Genomic DNA, 18,958 nt, shown 5'->3' on the forward strand with positions numbered 1-18,958 from the left:
AACAACTTTATATTTGGATGATTGACAATGCTTGACTTCATAGACCGTTTTACCGATGAAAGATTCAAAAACAACAAACGCCTGAAAGTGATTTCTGTCTGGATCGGAACAATCACGAACGAGAAATCCCTGACACGATATATTTCCGCCGGCACGCCCGAGAACGGTCAATTCGTTCGTGATTTAGGAGAGAACTGGTTTGACCATGATTTCATCGCCGTTAATTATCAGAAGCGCGCGGAGCCGATCGAACAAGTTGTGAGTGCCCTGGCACAGACGCTGGGTTGTCCGCAGCAAATGGAGCAGGAAATGCTTGCGCGTTGCCTGGGCCAGGGCGTCACGCAGGCCAATACCACAGTGTGCTTGTTGCAACATGTCTACAAAGGTGAGGCAGATCAGGATTTTAACGGTCTGAAATTTGCCGGCAGCTATGAATATGAAGAGCCGGAACCTGAGGTTCGCCATAAGTTCGATCATATCTTTGCGGGCGTGACGATAGCAGCGGCATTGCCGGATTTACGCGAATATGCCACCGAGGGAACATTCAGCGGCGAGACAGGGTTGACGTCCGATGACGTTCAGTATTATGGATACAAACTGCGCGACGGCACTGTTTTACCCGTAGCCGAATTTTTTAGTCTGCCAATAGTGAATCAGCGTTTGGTGTTGGGTGACAGTGCAGATGCGGTTTTTTACGCTTGCCGAAATGCAGGCATGGAAAACATCAATGCCTTTATCAGCGTGAGCACGGACGATGCTACGTCTCTGGATATCGAAGCGGGGAAAACCTTCTGCGGGCTGCGTTATCTGGGTGTCTTCAAAACGCAATATCCAGGGTAAAGGGCATTATTTTTATAAAAATGCCGATCGGCATATTCAGAAAATGGCACTTGTCTGTATACAAACCGCATCAGTTGGCTTGAGGGCGGCAGAATCATGAAAACATGAGCGGCAATCAGCCCGAATCGATCGCTTTCTGCTTTCCGGGCATGTTATGCTGGAACCGAACCAGGGAGGCCAGGATCATACGCACCTGAGGGGCATGGGTGCTGCTGCTGGTCGGAAATTGGCGGACAGCATGTCCGCCATCGGATGCAGGCAAAGTGGATATTGATTGCCGCCGCCATGCGCCCTCAACTGAAACCGTGAAGAACAGACCATGAAAGCAAATCCTCTTATCAGTGCACAGGAACTGTCAAACCTGTTGGACACCGCCAGCAACCTGGTCGTGTGCGATTGTCGTTTCGAATTGACCAATCCGTCTCAAGGCCTGCAGTTGTATAACGATGGTCATATTCCGGGAGCCCGGCATGTTGATCTGGACCAGGTGCTCAGTACCAAAGGGGCTGCAGACCAGGGACGACATCCCTTGCCGGCGCCCGAGCTTTTTGCCCGCAAGATGGCCGCCATCGGCATTAGCGACGATACCCATGTTGTGTGTTATGACGCCAATGATTCCATGTTTGCAGCCCGGCTATGGTGGATGCTGCGCTGGATCGGCCACGACAATGTATCGGTGCTGGACGGCGGCTTCAATCTGTGGCAGAAAGGCGGTTATCCGGTCACCACCGAACCGCCGCAGCCGGCCAAGGAAGGGATGCTGACACAGCGCGACTCACTGACCCGTACGGTTGATTACGATGACGTGCTGGCAAATATCAGCGCGGCTGAAAGGCTGGTGCTGGATGCCCGCAGCCCGGACCGTTTCCGCGGTGAAAACGAAACGCTGGATCCGATTGGCGGGCACATTCCCGGCGCAGCCAATCGCTTTTTCAAGGACAACCTGCAAGCGGACGGACGGTTCAAGGATGCTGAAACTTGCGCAAGGAACTGACTGCCAGCCTGCAGGGGCAGCAGCCCGAGCGCGTGATCAGCCAGTGCGGCTCGGGCGTGACGGCTTGCCATAATCTGCTGGCCATGGAGGTGGCAGGCTTATCGGGCGCTGCCCTGTATCCCGGGTCATGGAGCCAGTGGTCCAATACCGGCGGCGCGCCTGTCGCACGAGAGTGATACGTGTGCGTTCAGTCGGCTAACCCAGTGTTGCCAACCCGGGATTCCAGACAACTTCCCAGAGATGACCGTCCGGATCAGAAAAATAGCCGGCATAGCCACCGTAAAAGGTATCCTGTGCCGGCTTGATGAGGGCGGCGCCGGCCGCTTGCGCTTCCTGCATAATGCGATCGACTTCTTCTTTGCTGTCCACGTTGTGTCCAATGCTCAGCTCAAGTGATGAACGGGGCGTGACGGGCAACCCGGTGTCTGCTGCCAGGCTCTTTCTTGGCCACAGGGCCAGTTTCAGGCCCTTGTGCAGGTCGAAAAATACCACGGCGCCGTTTTCGAATTCGGTACCGATAATGCCATTGGTGGCCAGGCCCAGTCCATCCCGATAAAAAGCCAGGGACTTCTCCAGATCATCCACGCCCAGTGTCAGAACGGTGATATGGGGTTTCATGCGATGCGCTCCTGAAAAAAAACGGTGCTAAACGGGCAATGCGCGAATTATCTGGCCGCAATGGTGCGCCATATGAGCTACAACAGTTGCAAGCCAGGCCCAAGCATACTCCTTGAGCCTGATAGCGCTCGCTTGCGGAGCAGCTTCGGGGGCGGCAGCAAAGCCTGTTATTGCCTGTCTCCATAATCACAACACGAAACGCCCACTAACGGCAAGTGACCGTATCGGCTTTCGGTCGACTCAAATTGGTCGGACTGAAACGTACGTTCGTGCCCGTGACAGCGCTGCGCCTGCAAGGTTTTCGGGTAAACTGGTCCTGTCTGGCAATTTGAACCGGAATACTCTGCAGATTAATATCGATTACAGCTATGAACCGAGAGACAGGCATTCGCATGACCGCGTGGCTGGGCATACTCGCCGTATGCCTGGCTGTGTTCATGCCTGGCGTCAATGCATTGAAAAACCGCTATCAGGCCAGTGTCAACGACATTTTTACGGCGGATATCTGTTATGGTGCGCAGGCTGTCCAGGGGCCTGCAGTGGCCCTGAACAGCACGGGGTCACCCGTGTTGGTGGTCAGTCATCATAGCGCGCATGCTGACGCAGATGAAGTCACCGCAGATGTGATCACCGCGCACGCCTCACATGGCAAGATGCCGACATCGTTCGCGCCCCCGGCCGGTAGTGATTCGCCAGCCTCGCCTGATCACGGTGCCGATCACGCTGCCGAATGTCTTTATTGTGGCTTCTTCACCCATCATCTGCCGCTACTGTACAGCGCAAACCTGCCGACCATGTCCTATGGTTTTGTCAGCCGGATAGCGCCGCAGCATCAGCATGCATCTTATTATGCGCAGCCGGCCTTTGTGCCGCTGTCTCGCGCGCCTCCGATACTTTCCTAAGAACGCTGTTCCCATGTCGACTCGGCACTGCGGCTTAGCCTCGCAGTGCATCGTGTCGATACATCGTTATCTGCTTTTCAGGAAATCTCATGATGTCCCGTACGCAACACTCTACGGCCGATGCTGCTGATGCGGCCGCCGCCTTGCCGAAGGCCCGCTACGCCATGCTCTGGCGCTGGCATTTTTATGCGGCCCTGTTTGTCATGCCGTTGCTGATCGTGCTTGGCATTACCGGCACTATTTATCTGTACAAGCCTCAAATTGAGGCGGTGGCCTACAAATCACAGCTTTACGTCACACCTCAGACTTCGCCCAGGCTACCGCAACAAACGCTTTATGAAATTGCCCAGGACAGTACGCCTGGCGGCGTGCCGATTCTGACGGCAGAGATTCATAATGCACCGGATCGCAGCGCGCAGTTTACATATTTGGATCCGGTGGACGGCAAATCCAGTATTTTTCTGGATCCGTATACCGGCGAGACATTGGGCAAAATGCCCACGCTCAACTTCAACGCAACCTACTGGATCGGCCTGGCGCGCCAGATCCATCGCGGTCTGCTGCTGGGTAAAACCGGAGAAGTGTTGATGGAGCTGGCGGCCTGCTGGACGCTGATCATGATCGGCACCGGAGTGGCGCTATGGTGGCCCCGTCGCAAAAAAGGCCTGAAACAGGCCATGATTCCAGATGTGAAGAAAAAGGGCCGCCCGTTCTGGCGTGAAATTCACGCAACAATGGGCATTATGCTGGCTGCCGGCGCGGTGTTTTTTGTCATGTCGGGGCTACCCTGGACCAGTACCTGGGGAGCGCAGTTCAAGCAGCTGGTGGCGCAAGTCAATTTGGGCTATCCGCCGGATCCGCCCGGCAGTACGTCGCAGGCGCATGAAGGACATGAGGGACATGACGCAGGCGCAGCGGCGCCAGCCCTTGTGCAGGATCTGCCGCTGGAGCATACGGCCTGGGGGGCCGGTTTGCTGCCTGTGCCGCAATCGCGTTCAGCGCCGCAACAGCAGGGTGCTTCAGCGCATGCGGACCATCAGCGCCAGTCTCAGCAGGCACACGAGGGGCATAAGGCGCAGCAGGTCACGACAATCATGCTGCTCATGTTGCCAACATGGCAGACGCAAGTCATGCGATGGCAATGCCTGGCGACCATAGCAGCATGAAGGGGCAGCCGAGCCGATCCCGCTGGATCAGATCATGGCGCTGGCCCACGCCAGTAATATTCCTGACGAGTATTCGATTGCGCTGCCCGCGAACCGCTATGGGGTCTATTCAGTCTCCTATTACCCAGGCGATCCCACTGGCGAGAAAGTGATGAATGTGGATCAGTACAGCGGCAGGGTTATCAATGGCGTTTCATATGAGCAGTATGGCGTGATTGCCAGGGTGATTTCCTTTGCCGTGTCTCTGCATATGGGCACCTATTTCGGCTGGGCTAACCAGTTGCTGTGCGCCGTTATTGCGCTGGGACTGTGTGCCATGGCTGTGACCGGGTTTGTCATGTGGTGGAAGCGGCGTCCGGCCGGCGTTCTGGGCGCACCTCGGATTCCCGATGCGCTACCCAGCATGCGGGGGTGGATGATCGGCCTGGTGACATTCGGTCTGATTTTTCCTGTGGCCGGCGTGAGCATGCTGGTGGTATGGTTGCTGGACCGCTGGTACCTGGCACGTTATCGCCGCTTAAATGGACTTAGGACAAACACGGTGTGATAAAAGGGACGCCACAGGTGCTGACCGGATATTCCGACGGTTGGTATACTCTGTCCCTGAACAAATAACCCCACGGATGCGTTGCTGTATGAAAACCCTGCTCGTTGGATTGATGGGATGGTGCCTGGGGGCACTTGCCCCTGCGGTTGCACAGACGGCCGAACAGGTCTCGCCCTGCATCGCGCATACTTTGCAAAACAGCGCGCATGTGCATATCGTCAAGGTCGATTTGTCCTGTCCGTCCGTGCAATTGGTGGGGACCGCGGTTGGCACCGCACCCACGACAGTCAAGAACTTTGCGTTTCGCAATCGGCTTAATGTGGCGATCAATGCTTCTTTTTTTGACCCTCAGTACCGGCCGCAGGGGCTGGTAGTCAGCGAGGGTCATCGCTGGAGCAACACCCGCGATACGCGCCAGCACGCGTTTCTTGCCTGCACGGCAGATAACCATTGCCGGATCGACAAGCCCAATCATCAGCCGAGGTGGACCCTCAATGGCACACCGTCATTTCAGGATGGCAGAATCTGCGCGGCGGCACCTATATTTGTCCACGAGGGGCGTCAACCACTTGCAATCGCAATGCACGCGCAGCGCATCCCCGTACGTCGGTAGGCCTCAGCCGTGATGGGCGCTGGCTCTATATTATTGTCGTAGAAGGGCGGCTGCCCGGTTTTGAGGGGTATACGCTGAACCAGCTTGCGCGTCTGTACCGTTCACTTGGCGTGCGCGATGCGATCAATCTGGATGGGGGCAGCAGTACCACCCTGGTCATCAATAACAAACGCATTAACGTCCTGCCATCGCGGCAACTGTTTCTGGAGCGCAGTGTCGCAAACCAGTTCGGCGTTCGCGACACTGCCGTGCGCTAAGCGCTCGTCATTGATCCCGACACTATTTCACTTGTAAATTCTGGCGGTCATTTCCAGTTCGCGCCGACTTTCGAAATAACGCTCAATGCCAGTCACCGGATCGGTAAATTGCATGCTGCGCGCCAGCAGCTGCAACGGGTTATCGAATGTTTCATCGGTGCGCAACGGTTTGAGTTCCGGATAGTATTCGTCATTGCAAATGGGCATGCCCAGGGCGTTCATATGCACGCGCAATTGATGTTTCCTGCCTGTGACAGGCTCCAGCCGGTAGTGCCCCAGTGTGCCGTTGTGCGCCAGCAGCTCAATCCGCGTGCGGCTGTTGGGCGCACCATCAATTTCGTGCATCACAAAGACCTGGCCGCTGCGGCGGATCAGGCTTTCGCGTAACAGGGGAAACGTCAGGTCACTACGCCAGGGTGCGACCGCTTCATAAATTTTGTGTACGGACCTGGTTTGGAATAATGTCTGGTATACGCCGCGGCGATCCCGGTCTGCGCAAAACACCAGTACCCCGGCCGTGTCCCGGTCCAGCCGGTGGATGGGATTGATATGAGGGTTGCCCAGTTGGTCGCGCAGGCGCACCAGTGCCGTCTCATGCAAATGGCGACCTCCGGGAATGCTGGCCATGAAATGAGGCTTGTCGATGGCAATTAGCAATTCGTCCTGGTACAGAATATCAATGTCGAATGGCACGACCGTTTCCACGGGCACTTCCCGGTAATACCAGAGCCAGGTATCGGGAGAAAACGGGCTGTTCAATGAGAAAGGCGCGCCCTGCGAGTCCACCATATCGCCCTTGGCCAGCCTTGCCCGCAGAATGTCGGGATCCATATGCGGGAACTTGGCGAGCATAAAACTGAGCAGATCGGGCCAGGTTTCGCGAGGCAGGTAGACCCGGCTGGGCGCGACGCCATTTTTGACAGGAAGGGGGGGGAGCACAGACATACAGCAGGGACAGTGTGATGAAAAGAAAACTGAAAACAGGAACGTGCAGGACGGCCAGCTCGGTTGTCTATGACAGATGAAATAATGCGGCGGCGGTGCAATGGCAACGGTAAATACAGGTGTCATTGACATTGTTTATTACTATTGCAGTCGGCATAGATGCTTGCCTGTCTGCAGATAGAACCGCTGCCGCTTTAAAGCTGGTCCGTAATGCTGGTCCGGTTCGCGGCAGACATCGCTTGCGACGATGCCTGCCGTTACCGATAGATTACCTTAAAGCAGCCAGAATGGCTTCGACGGTTGCCTTGGCATCGCCGAAACACATGCTGGAATTCTCGCGGAAAAACAGCGGGTTCTGTACGCCGGCATAGCCGGTGTTCATTGACCGCTTGAACACCACCACATCGCGCGCTTTCCACACTTCCAATACCGGCATGCCTGCAATGGGGCTGGTCGGGTCTTCGCTGGCAGCGGGGTTGACCGTATCATTGGCGCCAATGACCAGAACCACATCGGTATCGGCAAAGTCGTCGTTGATTTCGTCCATTTCCAGCACGATATCATAAGGCACCTTGGCTTCGGCCAGCAGCACGTTCATATGGCCGGGCAGACGACCGGCAACCGGATGAATGCCAAAGCGTACGTCAATGCCCTGCTTGCGCAGCAATGAGGTGATTTCAGCTACCGGATACTGCGCCTGCGCCACCGCCATGCCGTAGCCGGGGGCGATAACCACGGAGCTGGCGCCCTTGAGCATCTCGGCCACGTCTTCGGGCTTGATTTCACGATATTCGCCGGTCTCTTCTTCGCTGCTGCCAGTGCTGCTGCCATCGGTGCCGAACCCGCCGGCAATCACTGACAAAAACGAACGATTCATGGCCTTGCACATGATGTAGGACAGAATGGCACCGGATGAACCGACCAGGCGCCGGTCACGATCAGCAGGTCATTGGCCAGCATAAAGCCGGCTGCCGCCGCGGCCCAGCCTGAGTACGAGTTGAGCATGGAAACCACAACCGGCATATCGGCGCCGCCAATGGAGGCTACCAGATGCCAGCCAAAGGCCAGTGCAATGATGGTCATGATAATCAGCGCCGTCGTAGAGCCGCCGTTAGAGACGAAGATCCACAGCAGGATGAAAGACACAACCAGCGCCGCAGCATTGAGCTTGTGTTTATGTGGCAAAGACAGCGGTTTGGAGCTGAAGCTGCCGCGCAACTTGCCAAAGGCGACAATCGAACCGGTAAAGGTGACTGCGCCAATAAACACGCCCAGGAATACCTCGGTCAGGTGAATGTTGAGCAGCGCGCCTTCTGGCATGGCGTGCTGTTGTACTTCGATATAGCTGTTATAGCCGACCAGTACTGCAGCCAGACCCACGAAGCTGTGCAAAACAGCAACCAGTTCAGGCATCTGGGTCATTTCCACCTTGCGTGACAGGTGCAGGCCAATGGCGCCGCCGATCAGCATGGCCACGATCACCCAGATGACCGAGGCGGAATTGGGACCCAGAATGGTTGCGATCAGGCGATGGCCATCCCGGCCATGCCGAAACCGTTGCCATAACGGGCGGTTTCCTGGCGGGACAGACCAGCCAGACTGGCAATGAAAAACAATGCCGCAATAATGTACGCGGCAGTAACGAATCCTGCACCCATCTTATTCTCCTTTGCCTTTCATGAACATTTTCAGCATGCGCCGTGTAACGAGGAAACCACCGGCAATGTTAATGCTGGCAATAAGGATGGCGATAAAGGCCAGGATATTGACCAGGCCGGAGCCATGGCCGATCTGCACCACGGCGCCGATCACGATAATGCCGGATATGGCATTGGTGACTGACATCAGTGGCGTATGCAGGCGTGTGTGACGTTCCAAACCACGTAATAGCCGACTACGCAGGACAGGACAAACACCGTGAAGTGGGACAGAAACTCAGCGGGTGCGCTGGTGCCGATCCAGGCAAAAATCACGCAGACCAGGGCCAGGACGCCGAACTTGAAGGCGGGCGATTTGGGTGGCTTGACCGGTTTGGGCTCTATTTTCTTGGCTGCAGGCTTGCTGCCCGCGGCCGAGACCTGAATCGCCGGCGGCGGATAGGTAATGCTGCCGTTATGCACAACGGTCATATTACGAAAAACAGTGTCTTCCTGGTCCAGCAGAATCTGTCCGTCTTTTTCCTTGCTCATGAGCTTGCTCAGGTTGACAAGGTTGGTGGCGTACAGCTGTGATGACTGGGCCGGCAGGCGCCCAGGCAGGTCAGTGTAGCCAATGACCTTGACGCCGGAGGCGGTCGTGATGACCTGGCCAGGTTCCGTGTATTCGCAGTTGCCGCCAGCGGCGGCAGCCATATCCACGATGACCGAACCGGCGCGCATGGAGTCAACCATTTCACGAGTGATCAGCTTGGGCGCAGGTTTGCCGGGAATCAGGGCCGTGGTAATGATAATGTCCACTTCTTTGGCCTGCTCGGCAAACAGCGCCATTTCCGCTTTGATAAACTCTTCGGACATGGTTTTGGCATAGCCGTCGGAAGACGAGCCGTTTTCATCGCCAAAATCCAGTTTCAGGAACTGGCCGCCCATCGATTCAATCTGTTCGGCCACTTCCAGGCGGGTATCGAAGGCGCGTACGATGGCGCCCAGCGATCCTGCCGTGCCAATGGCTGCCAGGCCGGCCACACCGGCGCCGATAACCAGCACCTTGGCCGGCGGTACTTTGCCGGCAGCGGTGATCTGGCCGGTGAAAAAGCGGCCGAAATGATGCGCCGCTTCAATCACGGCGCGATAGCCGCCAATATTGGCCATGGATGACAAGGCATCAAGCGATTGGGCGCGCGAAATGCGCGGCACCATGTCCATGGCCAGCACGGTGATGCCGTGCTCAGACAGTTTCTGCACGAGTTCGGGATTTTGAGCCGGCCAGATAAAGCTGACCAGCGTGGCGCCTTTTTTCATGCGGGCAATTTCTGCGTCGTCGGGCGCATTGACCTTATAGACCAGGTCTGATTGCCACACCTGATCGGCAGGAGCGATGCTGGCGCCCGCCTTTTCGTAGGCGGCATCGTCAAAACTGGCTGCTGCGCCTGCGCCTGACTCGATCACAACTGTGAATCCCAGCTTAAGCAGCTGTTCTACCGAGGTCGGCGTGGCGGCAACACGCGTTTCCCCCGTAAGTTGTTCTTTTACTATCCCTATCTGCATGCAGATCTCCTTTGTAGCCTCCCCATTTTTCGGGGCGTCAGTAACCGGAAAGTTACATCATACGGAGACTGACGTGTTTTGCAAGGCGATTGGCATAATCCGGCGTTTTTGCTGCCAGATTGTGCACTCGTCAATGAGCAGGCGACCCATTTGCGTACGTCGTTGGCCTGTCAGGCGTGGCGTTATGGCGCCAAAGCTGAAGGCCACTTGTGTGATGGCCGAGACCGAGAATGCATAACCGACGCCGGCAACCCCGGGTGTGATGGTGCTTTCAATCGAGGCATAGCCATTGCGCCGCGTCAGGTGGCATTTTTCCAGCAGCATGGGCAACGAGAGCCCAGACTTTCGATAAGTCTGTTCATGGCGTTGGTAGATCAGCGCGATGTCGGCGTCGGTATGCGTTGACAGCAATGCAAGGCCGCCGGCACCAATGCCCAGAAGCCGCTTTTCACCGACGCCTATGGTGAATATTCGCACCGGGAATGCACCATGTTCGCGAAGCAGGCATAGCACCTGATCGGCCTGCTGTATGACCAGAAAGACCGTGTCTTCGGACAGGCGCGACAGTTTCATGGCCAGTGGACGCAATTCTTCGATCACGGGCGCATGGTGCATGGTGGAAAATCCCATTTGCATGGCGTCGACGCCCAGTTGAAAGCGCTTGCCGCCGGTTTCGCGGCGCGCAAAATTTTCTTCAAGCAGACAGGTGACCAGCCGGTGCGCTGTAGAGCGTTCCAACCCGCTTAAGGCAGTCAGCTCGCTCAGCGTCAGGCCTTGTTCATTATGCTGCGCGATCAGGCGTAGCAGTGAAAGCGCACGGCGGATGCTTTGTGCGCCGGCTTGCTGTTTGATGTCCATAATGTGGGAATTTATTAAAAAACATTTTGTATTGTAGGAGTGGTTGATGCGTTAATGCAATCAAAAGCGATATTCAACAGATCCCGCCATGGGTCATAAAGGAAGAAAACAATGGGCTATCAGCATATAGAGGTATTGGATCAGGACGCCATACGGACGATAACATTGGCGCGGGCCGGGGCACGCAATGCGCAGAGCCAGGCGCTGCTGGATGAACTGGATCAGGCCATGCGCGAGGCCGCAGCTGATCAGTCTGTCAGGGTCGTGATTATTGGCGGCGAAGGTGACCATTTTTCTGCCGGTCATGATTTGAAGGAAGCCCAGGCCAGCCGTGCCGACTTCAGCGTGGAAGAGCGCTGGGCCTACGAGTCTTTGCGCTATTTTGATTACTGCATGAGAATCTGGGATTTTCCCAAGCCGGTCATCGCCCGGGTGCAAGGGGCCTGCGTGTCCGGCGGCTTCATGATCGCCAATATGTGCGATCTGGTGGTCTGTTCCGACGACGCATTTTTTTCCGATCCCGTTTGTCATACGCTGGCGGCGGCCGCCACCGAGGTCCTGATTCATCCCTGGGTCATGGGATTGCGTCGGGCCAAGGAAATGCTGTTTACCGGCGAGCGGGTCACCGCCGATCAGGCCTTGCAAATGGGCATGGTTAACCGCGTTGTCTCGCGTGCGCAGTTGAACGAGGAAACCATGGCGCTGGCGCGACGGGTTGCCGCGGCGCCGCCGTTTGCCCTTACGCTGGTAAAAAAATCCCTGAATCGGACGCTGGATGCCCAGGGTCTGCGTACCGCACTTTCTGCTCATTTTGACGTCCATCAGCTTTCGCATATGAGCGATGAGTTTGCCCAGGTCAAGAAAAAAGGTCTGGCCCAGGCGATCCAGCGTAACAAAAGTGGTGATAGTGCATGAGTCTGGAACCGTTATTGAATCCGCGTTCCATTGCCATGATCGGGGCCAGCGACAATGCCGGCCGCATTGGCGGCATGCCACTGGAGCTGTTGTCGCACTTCGGTTTTGCTGGGGAGGTCTACCCGGTCAACCCAAAATATACCGAGGTTTTCGGTTATCGCTGTTACGCGCAGGTCGAGGACTTGCCTGCGGTGCCGGATCTGGCTGTCCTGGCTATTGGCGCCCGTGATGTGACTGCCATGTTGCGACGCTGTCATGCCATTGGCATTCGCGCTGCCGTGGTCTACGCTGCAGGCTTTGCCGAAGAGGGCGCCGCCGGCGTGCTGCTGCAGCAGGAGCTGGTGCAGTTTTGCAGGGAAAGCGGCATGCAGGTGGCTGGTCCTAATTGCATGGGCCTGGCCAATCTGAATACGCGTGCGTTCACGGCGTTTGCCGCCATCTTCAAAACCGCCAGCATGCAAAGCGATACCGGTTGCGTGAGTGTGCTCACACAAAGCGGCAACGTGTGTTCTGCGCTCTACGGGCTGCTGCGTGCCCAGGATCTGCCTGTTTCACATTTTATCAATACAGGCAATGAAGCGACGGTGGATTTTGCTCAGTATCTGGCGTATCTGGCAGAGGATCCACATACCGAGATTGTGCTGGGCTATGTAGAACAAATTCGCGATGGCCGGCGCTTCATTGATGCTTGCCGCCGCTTTCAGATGCAAGGCAAAGTGCTGGTGGTGCTCAAGGCAGGCGTGACCGAAAAGGGGGCGGTGGCCGTGCAATCGCATACGTCTGCTTTGGCGGGCGACCAGAAGATATACGAAGCGGCCTTTCGCGATCTGAATGTGATTGCTGCAGACGACTTCGCGCAAATGGCCAATATTGCCATGCTGGCGCGGCTGCGCCATCGGACTGCGGGTGCGCGCATTGGCGTGGTGACCATGTCGGGCGCACTGGGTGCGATCCTGACCGATCGTTTTATCCAGGCCGGCCTGCAGCTGCCGGACCTTCCTGATGATGTGCAGGCGCAACTGCGCCAGGGCATTCCCGCTTATGGCATGGTTGGCAACCCCGTGGATGTGACCGGCAATATAGTCAATGATCCGCAATTTATCGTGCAGGTGTTGCAAGCGCTGGCGGTCACGTCGGCACTGGACACGGTGGTAATCAATGCGCCGGGGTATATGCTGGACCGCATGGCGCAGCCGCTGATTGAGGTTGTACAGAAATATCCGCGCCTTTTTGTCGCAATCGATACCGGCAACGCGAGCTGCCGCCAGGCTTTGCGTGAGGCGGGCGTTGCCGTGTTCGACGATTTGGGACATGCAGTCAGGGCACTGGGACCGTTTTTGACCTGGCAGGAACGGCGCCGCCAGCGGCATGCGCCCATTGACACGGATAACGACCTTGGGGGGATTGACGCGCAACCGGTAGCCGGGCGAGTCAGCGCAGCGGGCGGTCAGGTGCCGATGGAAGTGCCGGTCTTACCCTGTCACGAAGTGGACGCCCGCCGCTATCTGGCAGGCTTCGGGTTGCCTGATCCGGACGTCCGCATCGCCAGGACGTGTGAAGAAGCGGCTGCCCTTGCAGAGCAATTGGGCGTGCCCCTGGCAATGAAAGTGGTTAGTGCCGATCTTGCGCACAAGACAGAGGCAGGCGGGGTGCTGCTCAGTATCACGGGCGCGCAGGCTGCGGCCCAGGCCTATGAGCAAATTCTGGAAAACTGCCGCAACTATCAGCCCGACGCGGCGATTGCAGGCGTGATGATCACCCCGATGCAGCAAGGCGTGGCTGAACTGCTGGTGGGCGCTACCCGCGATCCTGTATTCGGACCGGTGTTGACGGTGGCGCTGGGCGGAATCATGACTGAAATATATCGCGATACGGCTCATGCTCTGCTGCCGGTCACCCACAGCGAAGCAGTGCAACTGCTGCGCAGCCTGAAGGCCTTTGCTTTGCTGGACGGCTTTCGCGGTCGGCCACGTGCCGACGTGGATGCCGTGGCGCAGGCCATGGTGGCGGTGGGACACGCATTTTTGGCCGGCCAGCCGACACTGGATCAGATCGAGATCAATCCGTTGCTGGTGCGGCAAGCCGGCTCGGGCGTGGTGATGCTGGATGCGTTGCTGCTTGCAGATACCGCGGTGTCATGAAAGTAACGTACCCGATAGGCAGTTGTGGCACCCACATGTAGTTTGAAGCAATTGATTAAAACAGAACGGAGACAGACAATGCAAAAAAAACAAACCTTACCCAAATGGATGAGCCCGGCCTTGCTGATAGCCGCTGGTGCGCTAACAATCGTGCCGCAGGCGGCACGGGCTGCATACCCGGACAAGCCCATTACGATTGTGATCCCCTTTTCTGCCGGCGGTGCTGCCGATACTCTGGGCCGATTACTTGCCGATAAGATTGGCCAGAAGGTCAAGCAGCCGGTCATCGTGGAAAATAAACCGGGTGCTGGCACGCTGATAGCGTCGCAGCATGTGGCCAGCGCCAAGCCCGATGGCTATACGCTACTGCTGGCCGCCTCTTCGCTGGGGACGATTCCCAGCATCAACAAGAACGTCAAATATGATCCGGTCAAAAGCTTCGTGCCGATCACTCAGGTTGCCTCGGTGGTCCATGTGATCTCTGTCAACCCGGAGGTTCCTGTCAAGAACGTAAAAGAGCTGATTGAGTATCTGAAGCAAAATAAAGGCAAGGTAAGCTACGCCTCGCTGGGCACCGGCTCCTCGACACAATTGGAAGCCGAGATGTTCAAGAATATGGCCAATGTTGACATGCAGGATATTCCCTATAAAGGCAGTGCGCCGGCGTTGACTGATCTGATCTCCGGACGGGTGCAGGTCATGTTCGATGCCTGGGCATCAACCGGGCCTTATGCCAAGGCAGGAAAAGTGAAGGTGTTGGCCGTCACAACGGACAAACCGTCCCCGTCGATTCCCGATATGCCGACCATTGCGCAGGCGGTGCCGGGTTTTTCTGCCATGCCCTGGCTCGGGCTGGTGGCGCCTAAAGGTACGCCCGACGAGGTTGTGCAGGTGATTTACAAGGCCGTACATGAGAGCGTGCAACAGGATGATGTGAAAGCAAAATTCAAAACGCTGGGTCTGGATGTGATTGCCAGTGATCCGGCCACGTTTGGCCAGTTCATCAGCAAGGATGTCAAAACCTGGGGTGAAGTGATCCGCAAGGCCAACATTACGGTGAACCCATAATGACAGATGAACGGCTGCCACAAAGCCCCGAGGCGTTCCGTGCTTATGTCAGGGCCTGGATGGCAGAGCATTATGCGCAGTTCCAGCGCGACTGGCCCGGCAGGATTGATCCGGTCTCGCTGCCATACCGGCGAGCCTGGGAAGATACCCTGTGCCGCCACGGCTGGTCGGGACTCGGCTGGCCGCGGGAGTATGGGGGCAAGGCGCTGTCGCTTTCACATCAGGCCATCTATCTGGAAGAGCTGGCCCGTAGCGGCGCGCCGCTCGGGGTTAATTTGATCGGACACGGCATTTTCGCGCCCACGCTGTTGCATTTTGGGTCGGCGGCGCAAAAAGCGCGGTATTTACCGGGAATTTTGCGCAATGAAGCGATCTGGTGCCAGGGTTATTCGGAGCCGGGGGCCGGCTCGGATCTGGCAGCGGTAACCAGCCGGGCGCGTAAAACGCAGGACGGCTATGTGCTGGACGGACACAAAATCTGGACATCATTTGCCAATCTGGCCGATTACTGTTTTGCGTTGGTTCGTACCGATCCGCACGCGCAACGGCATCGCGGCTTGAGTTTTTTGCTGGTGGACATGCACCAGCCCGGCGTTCGGGTCGAGCCCATCCGGCAACTGACCGGCGAGGCAGAGTTTTGCGAAGTGTTTTTTGAGCAGGTCAAGGTGCCATCGGACTGTCTGTTGGGGCAGGAGGGTGATGGGTGGTCGATGGCGATGGCTGCCGCCAGCTTTGAACGTGGCACCTATTTCATTCCCCGGTTGGTGCAGTTTGAACGCGAGCTGGCGCGAGTGCGCGCACTGATCGACAGTGTGGCGCACGGGTTGACCCCGATCGCACTGCAGAGCTACCGGCAACGCTGGGCAGCCTTGTTCGCCGACAGCATGGTATTGCAATTGAAATCACGTCGTGCCTTGCTGGCCGCCATGAATGGAGAACCGCCAGGTCCTGAAGGTTCGTCAACCAAAGTGCACTGGAGCGAGGCGCATCAGCGCATGCTGGATTTGGCGCTGGAATTGCTTGGATTGAATTTATGCGTGCCCGCCATGCAGATGCAGGCCGAAGTGGCATTCTTTGCGCATGCCAGCCTGTGGTCAAGGGCCGAGACCATTCTGGCCGGCACCTCGGAAATTCAGCGCAATATTGTCGGCGAAAAGATACTGGGACTGGCAAAGGGATAGAGATGCAACATACTGATGACGATTTGCTGCTTGACCCGGTTCGGCGGTTTCTTGCAGAGCAATGCTCGCTGACAGCCTTGCGCGGTGCTTTACCGACAGACAAACTGCGTGCAGGAGGCGCGCCAGAGCCTGTGCCTGAAGCGCTATTGCTGCAGGCCGATGATGTTGCCGAGGATAATGTCGGGTGCGACAGCGATCTCTTTGCCGGGATGTGGTCGCAGTTGTGCGAACTGGAGTGGCCCAGGTTGCTGATGGGTGAAACCCATGGCGGGATCGGACTGGGTATGCCGCAAGCCGTCAAGGTCATGGAGCTGGCCGGCAGTGCATTGCTGCCGCTACCCTTGGGCGCGTGGATGAACACGAGCGCCTTTTTGTCCGAACAGGCGGCGCACGCTCCGATATCTCAATGGCTGGATCGCTGCATGCATGATGGGCGCATTGCCGCATTTGCCATTTCTGCGGGCGAAAGCAGAATGTTTGTGCCGTATTGTCGCCCTGACAGCCCGATAGTGGTGCTCAGCTATGCTCATGGCAAGGTGTGGGCAGGGGTGGCCAAGGGCATCGCTGGCAGCCCGGGCATTGATCCATTTATACATAACGGCTGGCTGGACGCACCCATATTGCAAATACAAGACGATTTCGCATGTGATAAGGCCAGTTGGGATACCTTTGAACTGCGTTCCCGCATGCTGGTGGCCGCTGAACTGCTGGGCGTGGCGGCGCGGGCCCTGGATATTGCCAGTGCCTATGCGCGGGAACGGCAGCAGTTTGGTCGTCCCATTGGCAGTTTTCAGGCGATCAAGCACCGGCTGGCCCAGGACTGGATCGACCTGGACAATGCGCGTTTGTTGCTGACACAGGCGGCCGCGAGTATGGAACCGGCAACGACTGCCGAGACGACCCTGCTGGCGAACCTGGCCGAACATACGGTCCGGCAGGCTGCCGGCGTGGCCGTGAGAAACGCCCTGCAGGTACATGGCGCAATGGGCATGACCTGGGAATGCGATGTGCATTTTTATCTGAAACGCGCGCATTTTCTTTGCGCCATGATGAATCATCGGTACACCGATGCAGACCGGCTGCAGCAGGTGTGGCAGCTTAGTGCGGACCGGATGACCATATAAGTGCACAATATTGCTTGACGGCAGGGGGGGCACTGGCTATCGTTATGGACCCGCTTGCCTGTGCAGATAAATATCACTGTGATTTCATGGTTTCGCCGCCACACGCTGGCTGCCCATCTTCTTGTTATTGCGCTTGCCGTGCTGCTGTATTCGCTGTGGCCTGTAGCTGCATTCCTGGTCGTCTCCCTGTATGTGGTGGTGCTTGGCGTGGCCAGTATGAATATGGCAACCAATCTGTTTGTGGACACCCTCAGGCATGTTCATCCTGACGGGGGCGCATCCAGCGCGCCAGGCGGGCAGATTGCCATCAGTTTCGATGACAGTCCCACCGCAGGTACTGCGCAGGTCCTGGCCATACTCAAAGCGCATGATGTGAAGGCCACGTTTTTTATTGTGGGCGCGCATGCTGCTGCCCGTCCGGACCTGTTGCGGCAGATCGTCCAGGAGGGACACGCCATTGGCAACCACAGCTATAGCCACGCCCATACCCTGCCTTTTAGACGGCCGGCCACGATTCTTGCCGATATTCAGCGTTGCAGCGAGACCATCACAGACATTACCGGCGTGACGCCCCGGATGTACCGACCGCCATTTGGTGTGGTCAATCCGGGGATTGGGCAGGCGGTCAGGACCAGTGGGCTGCCTTGCGTGGGCTGGTCATTGCGCTCTTTCGATACAGCAATTGCCAGTCCGACGCGCCTGCTGTCGCGTATCACAAGCAGGCTGGAACCCGGTGCCGTCGTTCTGTTGCATGACTACCCGGCAGTTACACCGCAAGTCCTGCCCGACCTGCTGCAGGAAATAAAGCGCCGAAATCTCACTTGTGTTCTCTTGTCGCCCGAGGCGCTGCAACCCTGAGGCTGTTGCCTTAGCCGCACTGCCGCCGGGCTTGCGCTATTGACGCGCTTATATACCAAGATCGGCGGACACCATGGGCACGACAGAGGCCACCAGCAGCAGCGCCATCACGATATTAAAGCCGCGCTGTGTGGCTGGCGTAGTAAACAGCCTGCGCATAAGCGTACCGCCGAACATCCACACGCTGATGCACAGCAGATTGATGACAATTGCCATCAGGGAGATCTGCAGCAGGGTCAGTTGTCCGATATTGTCCGGTACATAGATGCTGAACATGCTGATCACCATGATCAGGGCCTTGGGGTTGATCCATTGGAACAGAACGGCATTCCAGAAACCGAAAGGGGACGCTTCATTCTGGACGGAAAGCGGCGTCGGGGTAATCGAGGCGATTTTCCAGGCCAGCCACAGCAAGTAAGCCAGTGAGGCTATTTTCAACAGATCGATCAGCCAGCTGGCGTGCTGCATTACCCAGTGCAGGCCAAAAGACATCAGCACGATCATGAGCCCCATGCCTGCACTGATTCCCAGGCAATGTGGAATCGTGCGGCGTACCCCGAAATTGACAGACGAGGACAACAGCATGAGGTTGTTGGGTCCCGGGGTTACCGAAGAGACGGCGATAAAAATGGCAAATGCCATGAGCATGGTGTAAGTCATGAGAATCTCGATACAGGTCTTGCGTGAACAGACACTATATGACAAGATACCGGTACAGTACCGATACA

At 57.0% G+C, this 18,958-nt stretch carries 16 protein-coding genes and 3 pseudogenes; 13 read left to right on the top strand and 6 right to left on the bottom strand.

Annotated features, from left to right (window positions below):
* The first annotated feature begins 27 nt into the window (after nucleotides 1-27).
* Both TKWG_RS01455 and TKWG_RS01460 read left to right on the top strand, forming a co-directional pair.
* Nucleotides 28-840 (top strand): immunity 22 family protein, encoded by an 813-nt coding sequence (locus TKWG_RS01455; protein ID WP_014749112.1) that lies wholly within the window; start codon nucleotides 28-30, stop codon nucleotides 838-840.
* A 319-nt stretch (nucleotides 841-1,159) separates the two neighbouring features.
* Nucleotides 1,160-2,010: pseudogene (locus TKWG_RS01460) on the top strand (sulfurtransferase).
* A gap of 19 nt (nucleotides 2,011-2,029) precedes the next feature.
* On the opposite strand, the gene TKWG_RS01465 reads toward TKWG_RS01460, so the two are convergent.
* Nucleotides 2,030-2,452, bottom strand: a complete 423-nt coding sequence (locus TKWG_RS01465; protein ID WP_014749115.1) for a VOC family protein — start codon at nucleotides 2,450-2,452, stop codon at nucleotides 2,030-2,032.
* 368 nt (nucleotides 2,453-2,820) lie between these two features.
* Here TKWG_RS01465 and TKWG_RS01470 point away from each other — a divergent pair, with 368 nt between their 5' ends.
* The 5 genes from TKWG_RS01470 (at nucleotide 2,821) to TKWG_RS26820 (ending at nucleotide 5,937) form a co-directional block, all read left to right on the top strand.
* Nucleotides 2,821-3,354, top strand: coding sequence for a DUF2946 family protein (locus tag TKWG_RS01470; RefSeq protein ID WP_148274446.1), 534 nt, complete (start codon nucleotides 2,821-2,823; stop codon nucleotides 3,352-3,354).
* Nucleotides 3,355-3,443: 89 nt separating this feature from the next.
* The gene (locus tag TKWG_RS01475; protein ID WP_050981497.1) at nucleotides 3,444-4,520 is read left to right on the top strand and encodes a PepSY-associated TM helix domain-containing protein; all 1,077 of its coding nucleotides are present in this window, start codon (nucleotides 3,444-3,446) and stop codon (nucleotides 4,518-4,520) included.
* A 34-nt stretch (nucleotides 4,521-4,554) separates the two neighbouring features.
* The gene (locus tag TKWG_RS01480) at nucleotides 4,555-5,067 is read left to right on the top strand and encodes a PepSY domain-containing protein (RefSeq protein WP_050981498.1); all 513 of its coding nucleotides are present in this window, start codon (nucleotides 4,555-4,557) and stop codon (nucleotides 5,065-5,067) included.
* A gap of 88 nt (nucleotides 5,068-5,155) precedes the next feature.
* The gene (locus TKWG_RS26815) at nucleotides 5,156-5,680 is read left to right on the top strand and encodes a phosphodiester glycosidase family protein (protein WP_050981499.1); all 525 of its coding nucleotides are present in this window, start codon (nucleotides 5,156-5,158) and stop codon (nucleotides 5,678-5,680) included.
* Nucleotides 5,611-5,937 (top strand): phosphodiester glycosidase family protein, encoded by a 327-nt coding sequence (locus TKWG_RS26820; protein WP_407636910.1) that lies wholly within the window; start codon nucleotides 5,611-5,613, stop codon nucleotides 5,935-5,937. The genes TKWG_RS26815 and TKWG_RS26820 overlap by 70 nt, the downstream gene beginning before the upstream one ends.
* A gap of 27 nt (nucleotides 5,938-5,964) precedes the next feature.
* Here TKWG_RS26820 and TKWG_RS01490 read toward each other — a convergent pair whose 3' ends face one another.
* The 4 genes and pseudogenes from TKWG_RS01490 to TKWG_RS01505 all read right to left on the bottom strand — a co-directional run bounded on the left by TKWG_RS01490 (nucleotide 5,965) and on the right by TKWG_RS01505 (nucleotide 10,943).
* The gene (locus TKWG_RS01490; protein ID WP_041709747.1) at nucleotides 5,965-6,882 is read right to left on the bottom strand and encodes a pseudouridine synthase; all 918 of its coding nucleotides are present in this window, start codon (nucleotides 6,880-6,882) and stop codon (nucleotides 5,965-5,967) included.
* 268 nt (nucleotides 6,883-7,150) lie between these two features.
* Nucleotides 7,151-8,540 (bottom strand): annotated as a pseudogene (pntB, locus tag TKWG_RS01495) (Re/Si-specific NAD(P)(+) transhydrogenase subunit beta).
* 1 nt (nucleotide 8,541) lies between these two features.
* A pseudogene (locus tag TKWG_RS01500) lies at nucleotides 8,542-10,085 on the bottom strand (Re/Si-specific NAD(P)(+) transhydrogenase subunit alpha).
* Nucleotides 10,086-10,142: 57 nt separating this feature from the next.
* A complete protein-coding gene (locus tag TKWG_RS01505) occupies nucleotides 10,143-10,943 on the bottom strand; it encodes an IclR family transcriptional regulator (RefSeq protein WP_014749121.1) in 801 nt (266 codons plus the stop codon).
* A 111-nt stretch (nucleotides 10,944-11,054) separates the two neighbouring features.
* On the opposite strand from TKWG_RS01505, the gene TKWG_RS01510 reads away from it, so the two are divergent.
* The 6 genes from TKWG_RS01510 to TKWG_RS20935 all read left to right on the top strand — a co-directional run bounded on the left by TKWG_RS01510 (nucleotide 11,055) and on the right by TKWG_RS20935 (nucleotide 18,230).
* A complete protein-coding gene (locus TKWG_RS01510) occupies nucleotides 11,055-11,858 on the top strand; it encodes an enoyl-CoA hydratase (RefSeq protein WP_014749122.1) in 804 nt (267 codons plus the stop codon).
* Entirely contained in the window at nucleotides 11,855-13,999 is a 2,145-nt protein-coding gene (locus TKWG_RS01515) for an acetate--CoA ligase family protein (RefSeq protein WP_014749123.1), read from the top strand. Before TKWG_RS01510 ends, TKWG_RS01515 begins: the two co-directional genes overlap by 4 nt.
* Before the next feature lie 78 nt (nucleotides 14,000-14,077).
* Nucleotides 14,078-15,067, top strand: a complete 990-nt coding sequence (locus TKWG_RS01520) for a Bug family tripartite tricarboxylate transporter substrate binding protein (RefSeq protein ID WP_014749124.1) — start codon at nucleotides 14,078-14,080, stop codon at nucleotides 15,065-15,067.
* On the top strand, nucleotides 15,067-16,248 hold the full coding sequence (locus TKWG_RS01525) for an acyl-CoA dehydrogenase family protein (protein WP_014749125.1): 1,182 nt from the start codon (nucleotides 15,067-15,069) through the stop codon (nucleotides 16,246-16,248). Before TKWG_RS01520 ends, TKWG_RS01525 begins: the two co-directional genes overlap by 1 nt.
* A gap of 2 nt (nucleotides 16,249-16,250) precedes the next feature.
* The gene (locus TKWG_RS01530; RefSeq protein ID WP_014749126.1) at nucleotides 16,251-17,372 is read left to right on the top strand and encodes an acyl-CoA dehydrogenase; all 1,122 of its coding nucleotides are present in this window, start codon (nucleotides 16,251-16,253) and stop codon (nucleotides 17,370-17,372) included.
* A 60-nt stretch (nucleotides 17,373-17,432) separates the two neighbouring features.
* Nucleotides 17,433-18,230 (top strand): polysaccharide deacetylase family protein, encoded by a 798-nt coding sequence (locus TKWG_RS20935; RefSeq protein ID WP_014749127.1) that lies wholly within the window; start codon nucleotides 17,433-17,435, stop codon nucleotides 18,228-18,230.
* A 48-nt stretch (nucleotides 18,231-18,278) separates the two neighbouring features.
* Here TKWG_RS20935 and TKWG_RS01540 read toward each other — a convergent pair whose 3' ends face one another.
* A complete protein-coding gene (locus TKWG_RS01540; protein ID WP_041708874.1) occupies nucleotides 18,279-18,890 on the bottom strand; it encodes a LysE family translocator in 612 nt (203 codons plus the stop codon).
* Nucleotides 18,891-18,958 lie beyond the last annotated feature (68 nt).

It is taken from the genome of Advenella kashmirensis WT001 (assembly GCF_000219915.2).
GTDB lineage: Bacteria > Pseudomonadota > Gammaproteobacteria > Burkholderiales > Burkholderiaceae_B > Advenella > Advenella kashmirensis.

Excerpts from the sequence above, each read along its gene's own strand:
- TKWG_RS01455 (WP_014749112.1), top strand. The coding sequence starts at position 28 with ATGCTTGACTTCATAGACCGTTTTACCGATGAAAGATTCAAAAACAAC.
- TKWG_RS01490 (WP_041709747.1), bottom strand. The coding sequence starts at position 6,882 with ATGTCTGTGCTCCCCCCCCTTCCTGTCAAAAATGGCGTCGCGCCCAGC.
- TKWG_RS01475 (WP_050981497.1), top strand. The coding sequence starts at position 3,444 with ATGATGTCCCGTACGCAACACTCTACGGCCGATGCTGCTGATGCGGCC.
- TKWG_RS01465 (WP_014749115.1), bottom strand. The coding sequence starts at position 2,452 with ATGAAACCCCATATCACCGTTCTGACACTGGGCGTGGATGATCTGGAG.
- TKWG_RS01515 (WP_014749123.1), top strand. The coding sequence starts at position 11,855 with ATGAGTCTGGAACCGTTATTGAATCCGCGTTCCATTGCCATGATCGGG.
- TKWG_RS01470 (WP_148274446.1), top strand. The coding sequence starts at position 2,821 with ATGAACCGAGAGACAGGCATTCGCATGACCGCGTGGCTGGGCATACTC.
- TKWG_RS01525 (WP_014749125.1), top strand. The coding sequence starts at position 15,067 with ATGACAGATGAACGGCTGCCACAAAGCCCCGAGGCGTTCCGTGCTTAT.
- TKWG_RS01530 (WP_014749126.1), top strand. The coding sequence starts at position 16,251 with ATGCAACATACTGATGACGATTTGCTGCTTGACCCGGTTCGGCGGTTT.
- TKWG_RS01540 (WP_041708874.1), bottom strand. The coding sequence starts at position 18,890 with ATGACTTACACCATGCTCATGGCATTTGCCATTTTTATCGCCGTCTCT.
- TKWG_RS01505 (WP_014749121.1), bottom strand. The coding sequence starts at position 10,943 with ATGGACATCAAACAGCAAGCCGGCGCACAAAGCATCCGCCGTGCGCTT.
- TKWG_RS26815 (WP_050981499.1), top strand. The coding sequence starts at position 5,156 with ATGAAAACCCTGCTCGTTGGATTGATGGGATGGTGCCTGGGGGCACTT.
- TKWG_RS01510 (WP_014749122.1), top strand. The coding sequence starts at position 11,055 with ATGGGCTATCAGCATATAGAGGTATTGGATCAGGACGCCATACGGACG.
- TKWG_RS01520 (WP_014749124.1), top strand. The coding sequence starts at position 14,078 with ATGCAAAAAAAACAAACCTTACCCAAATGGATGAGCCCGGCCTTGCTG.
- TKWG_RS01480 (WP_050981498.1), top strand. The coding sequence starts at position 4,555 with ATGGCGCTGGCCCACGCCAGTAATATTCCTGACGAGTATTCGATTGCG.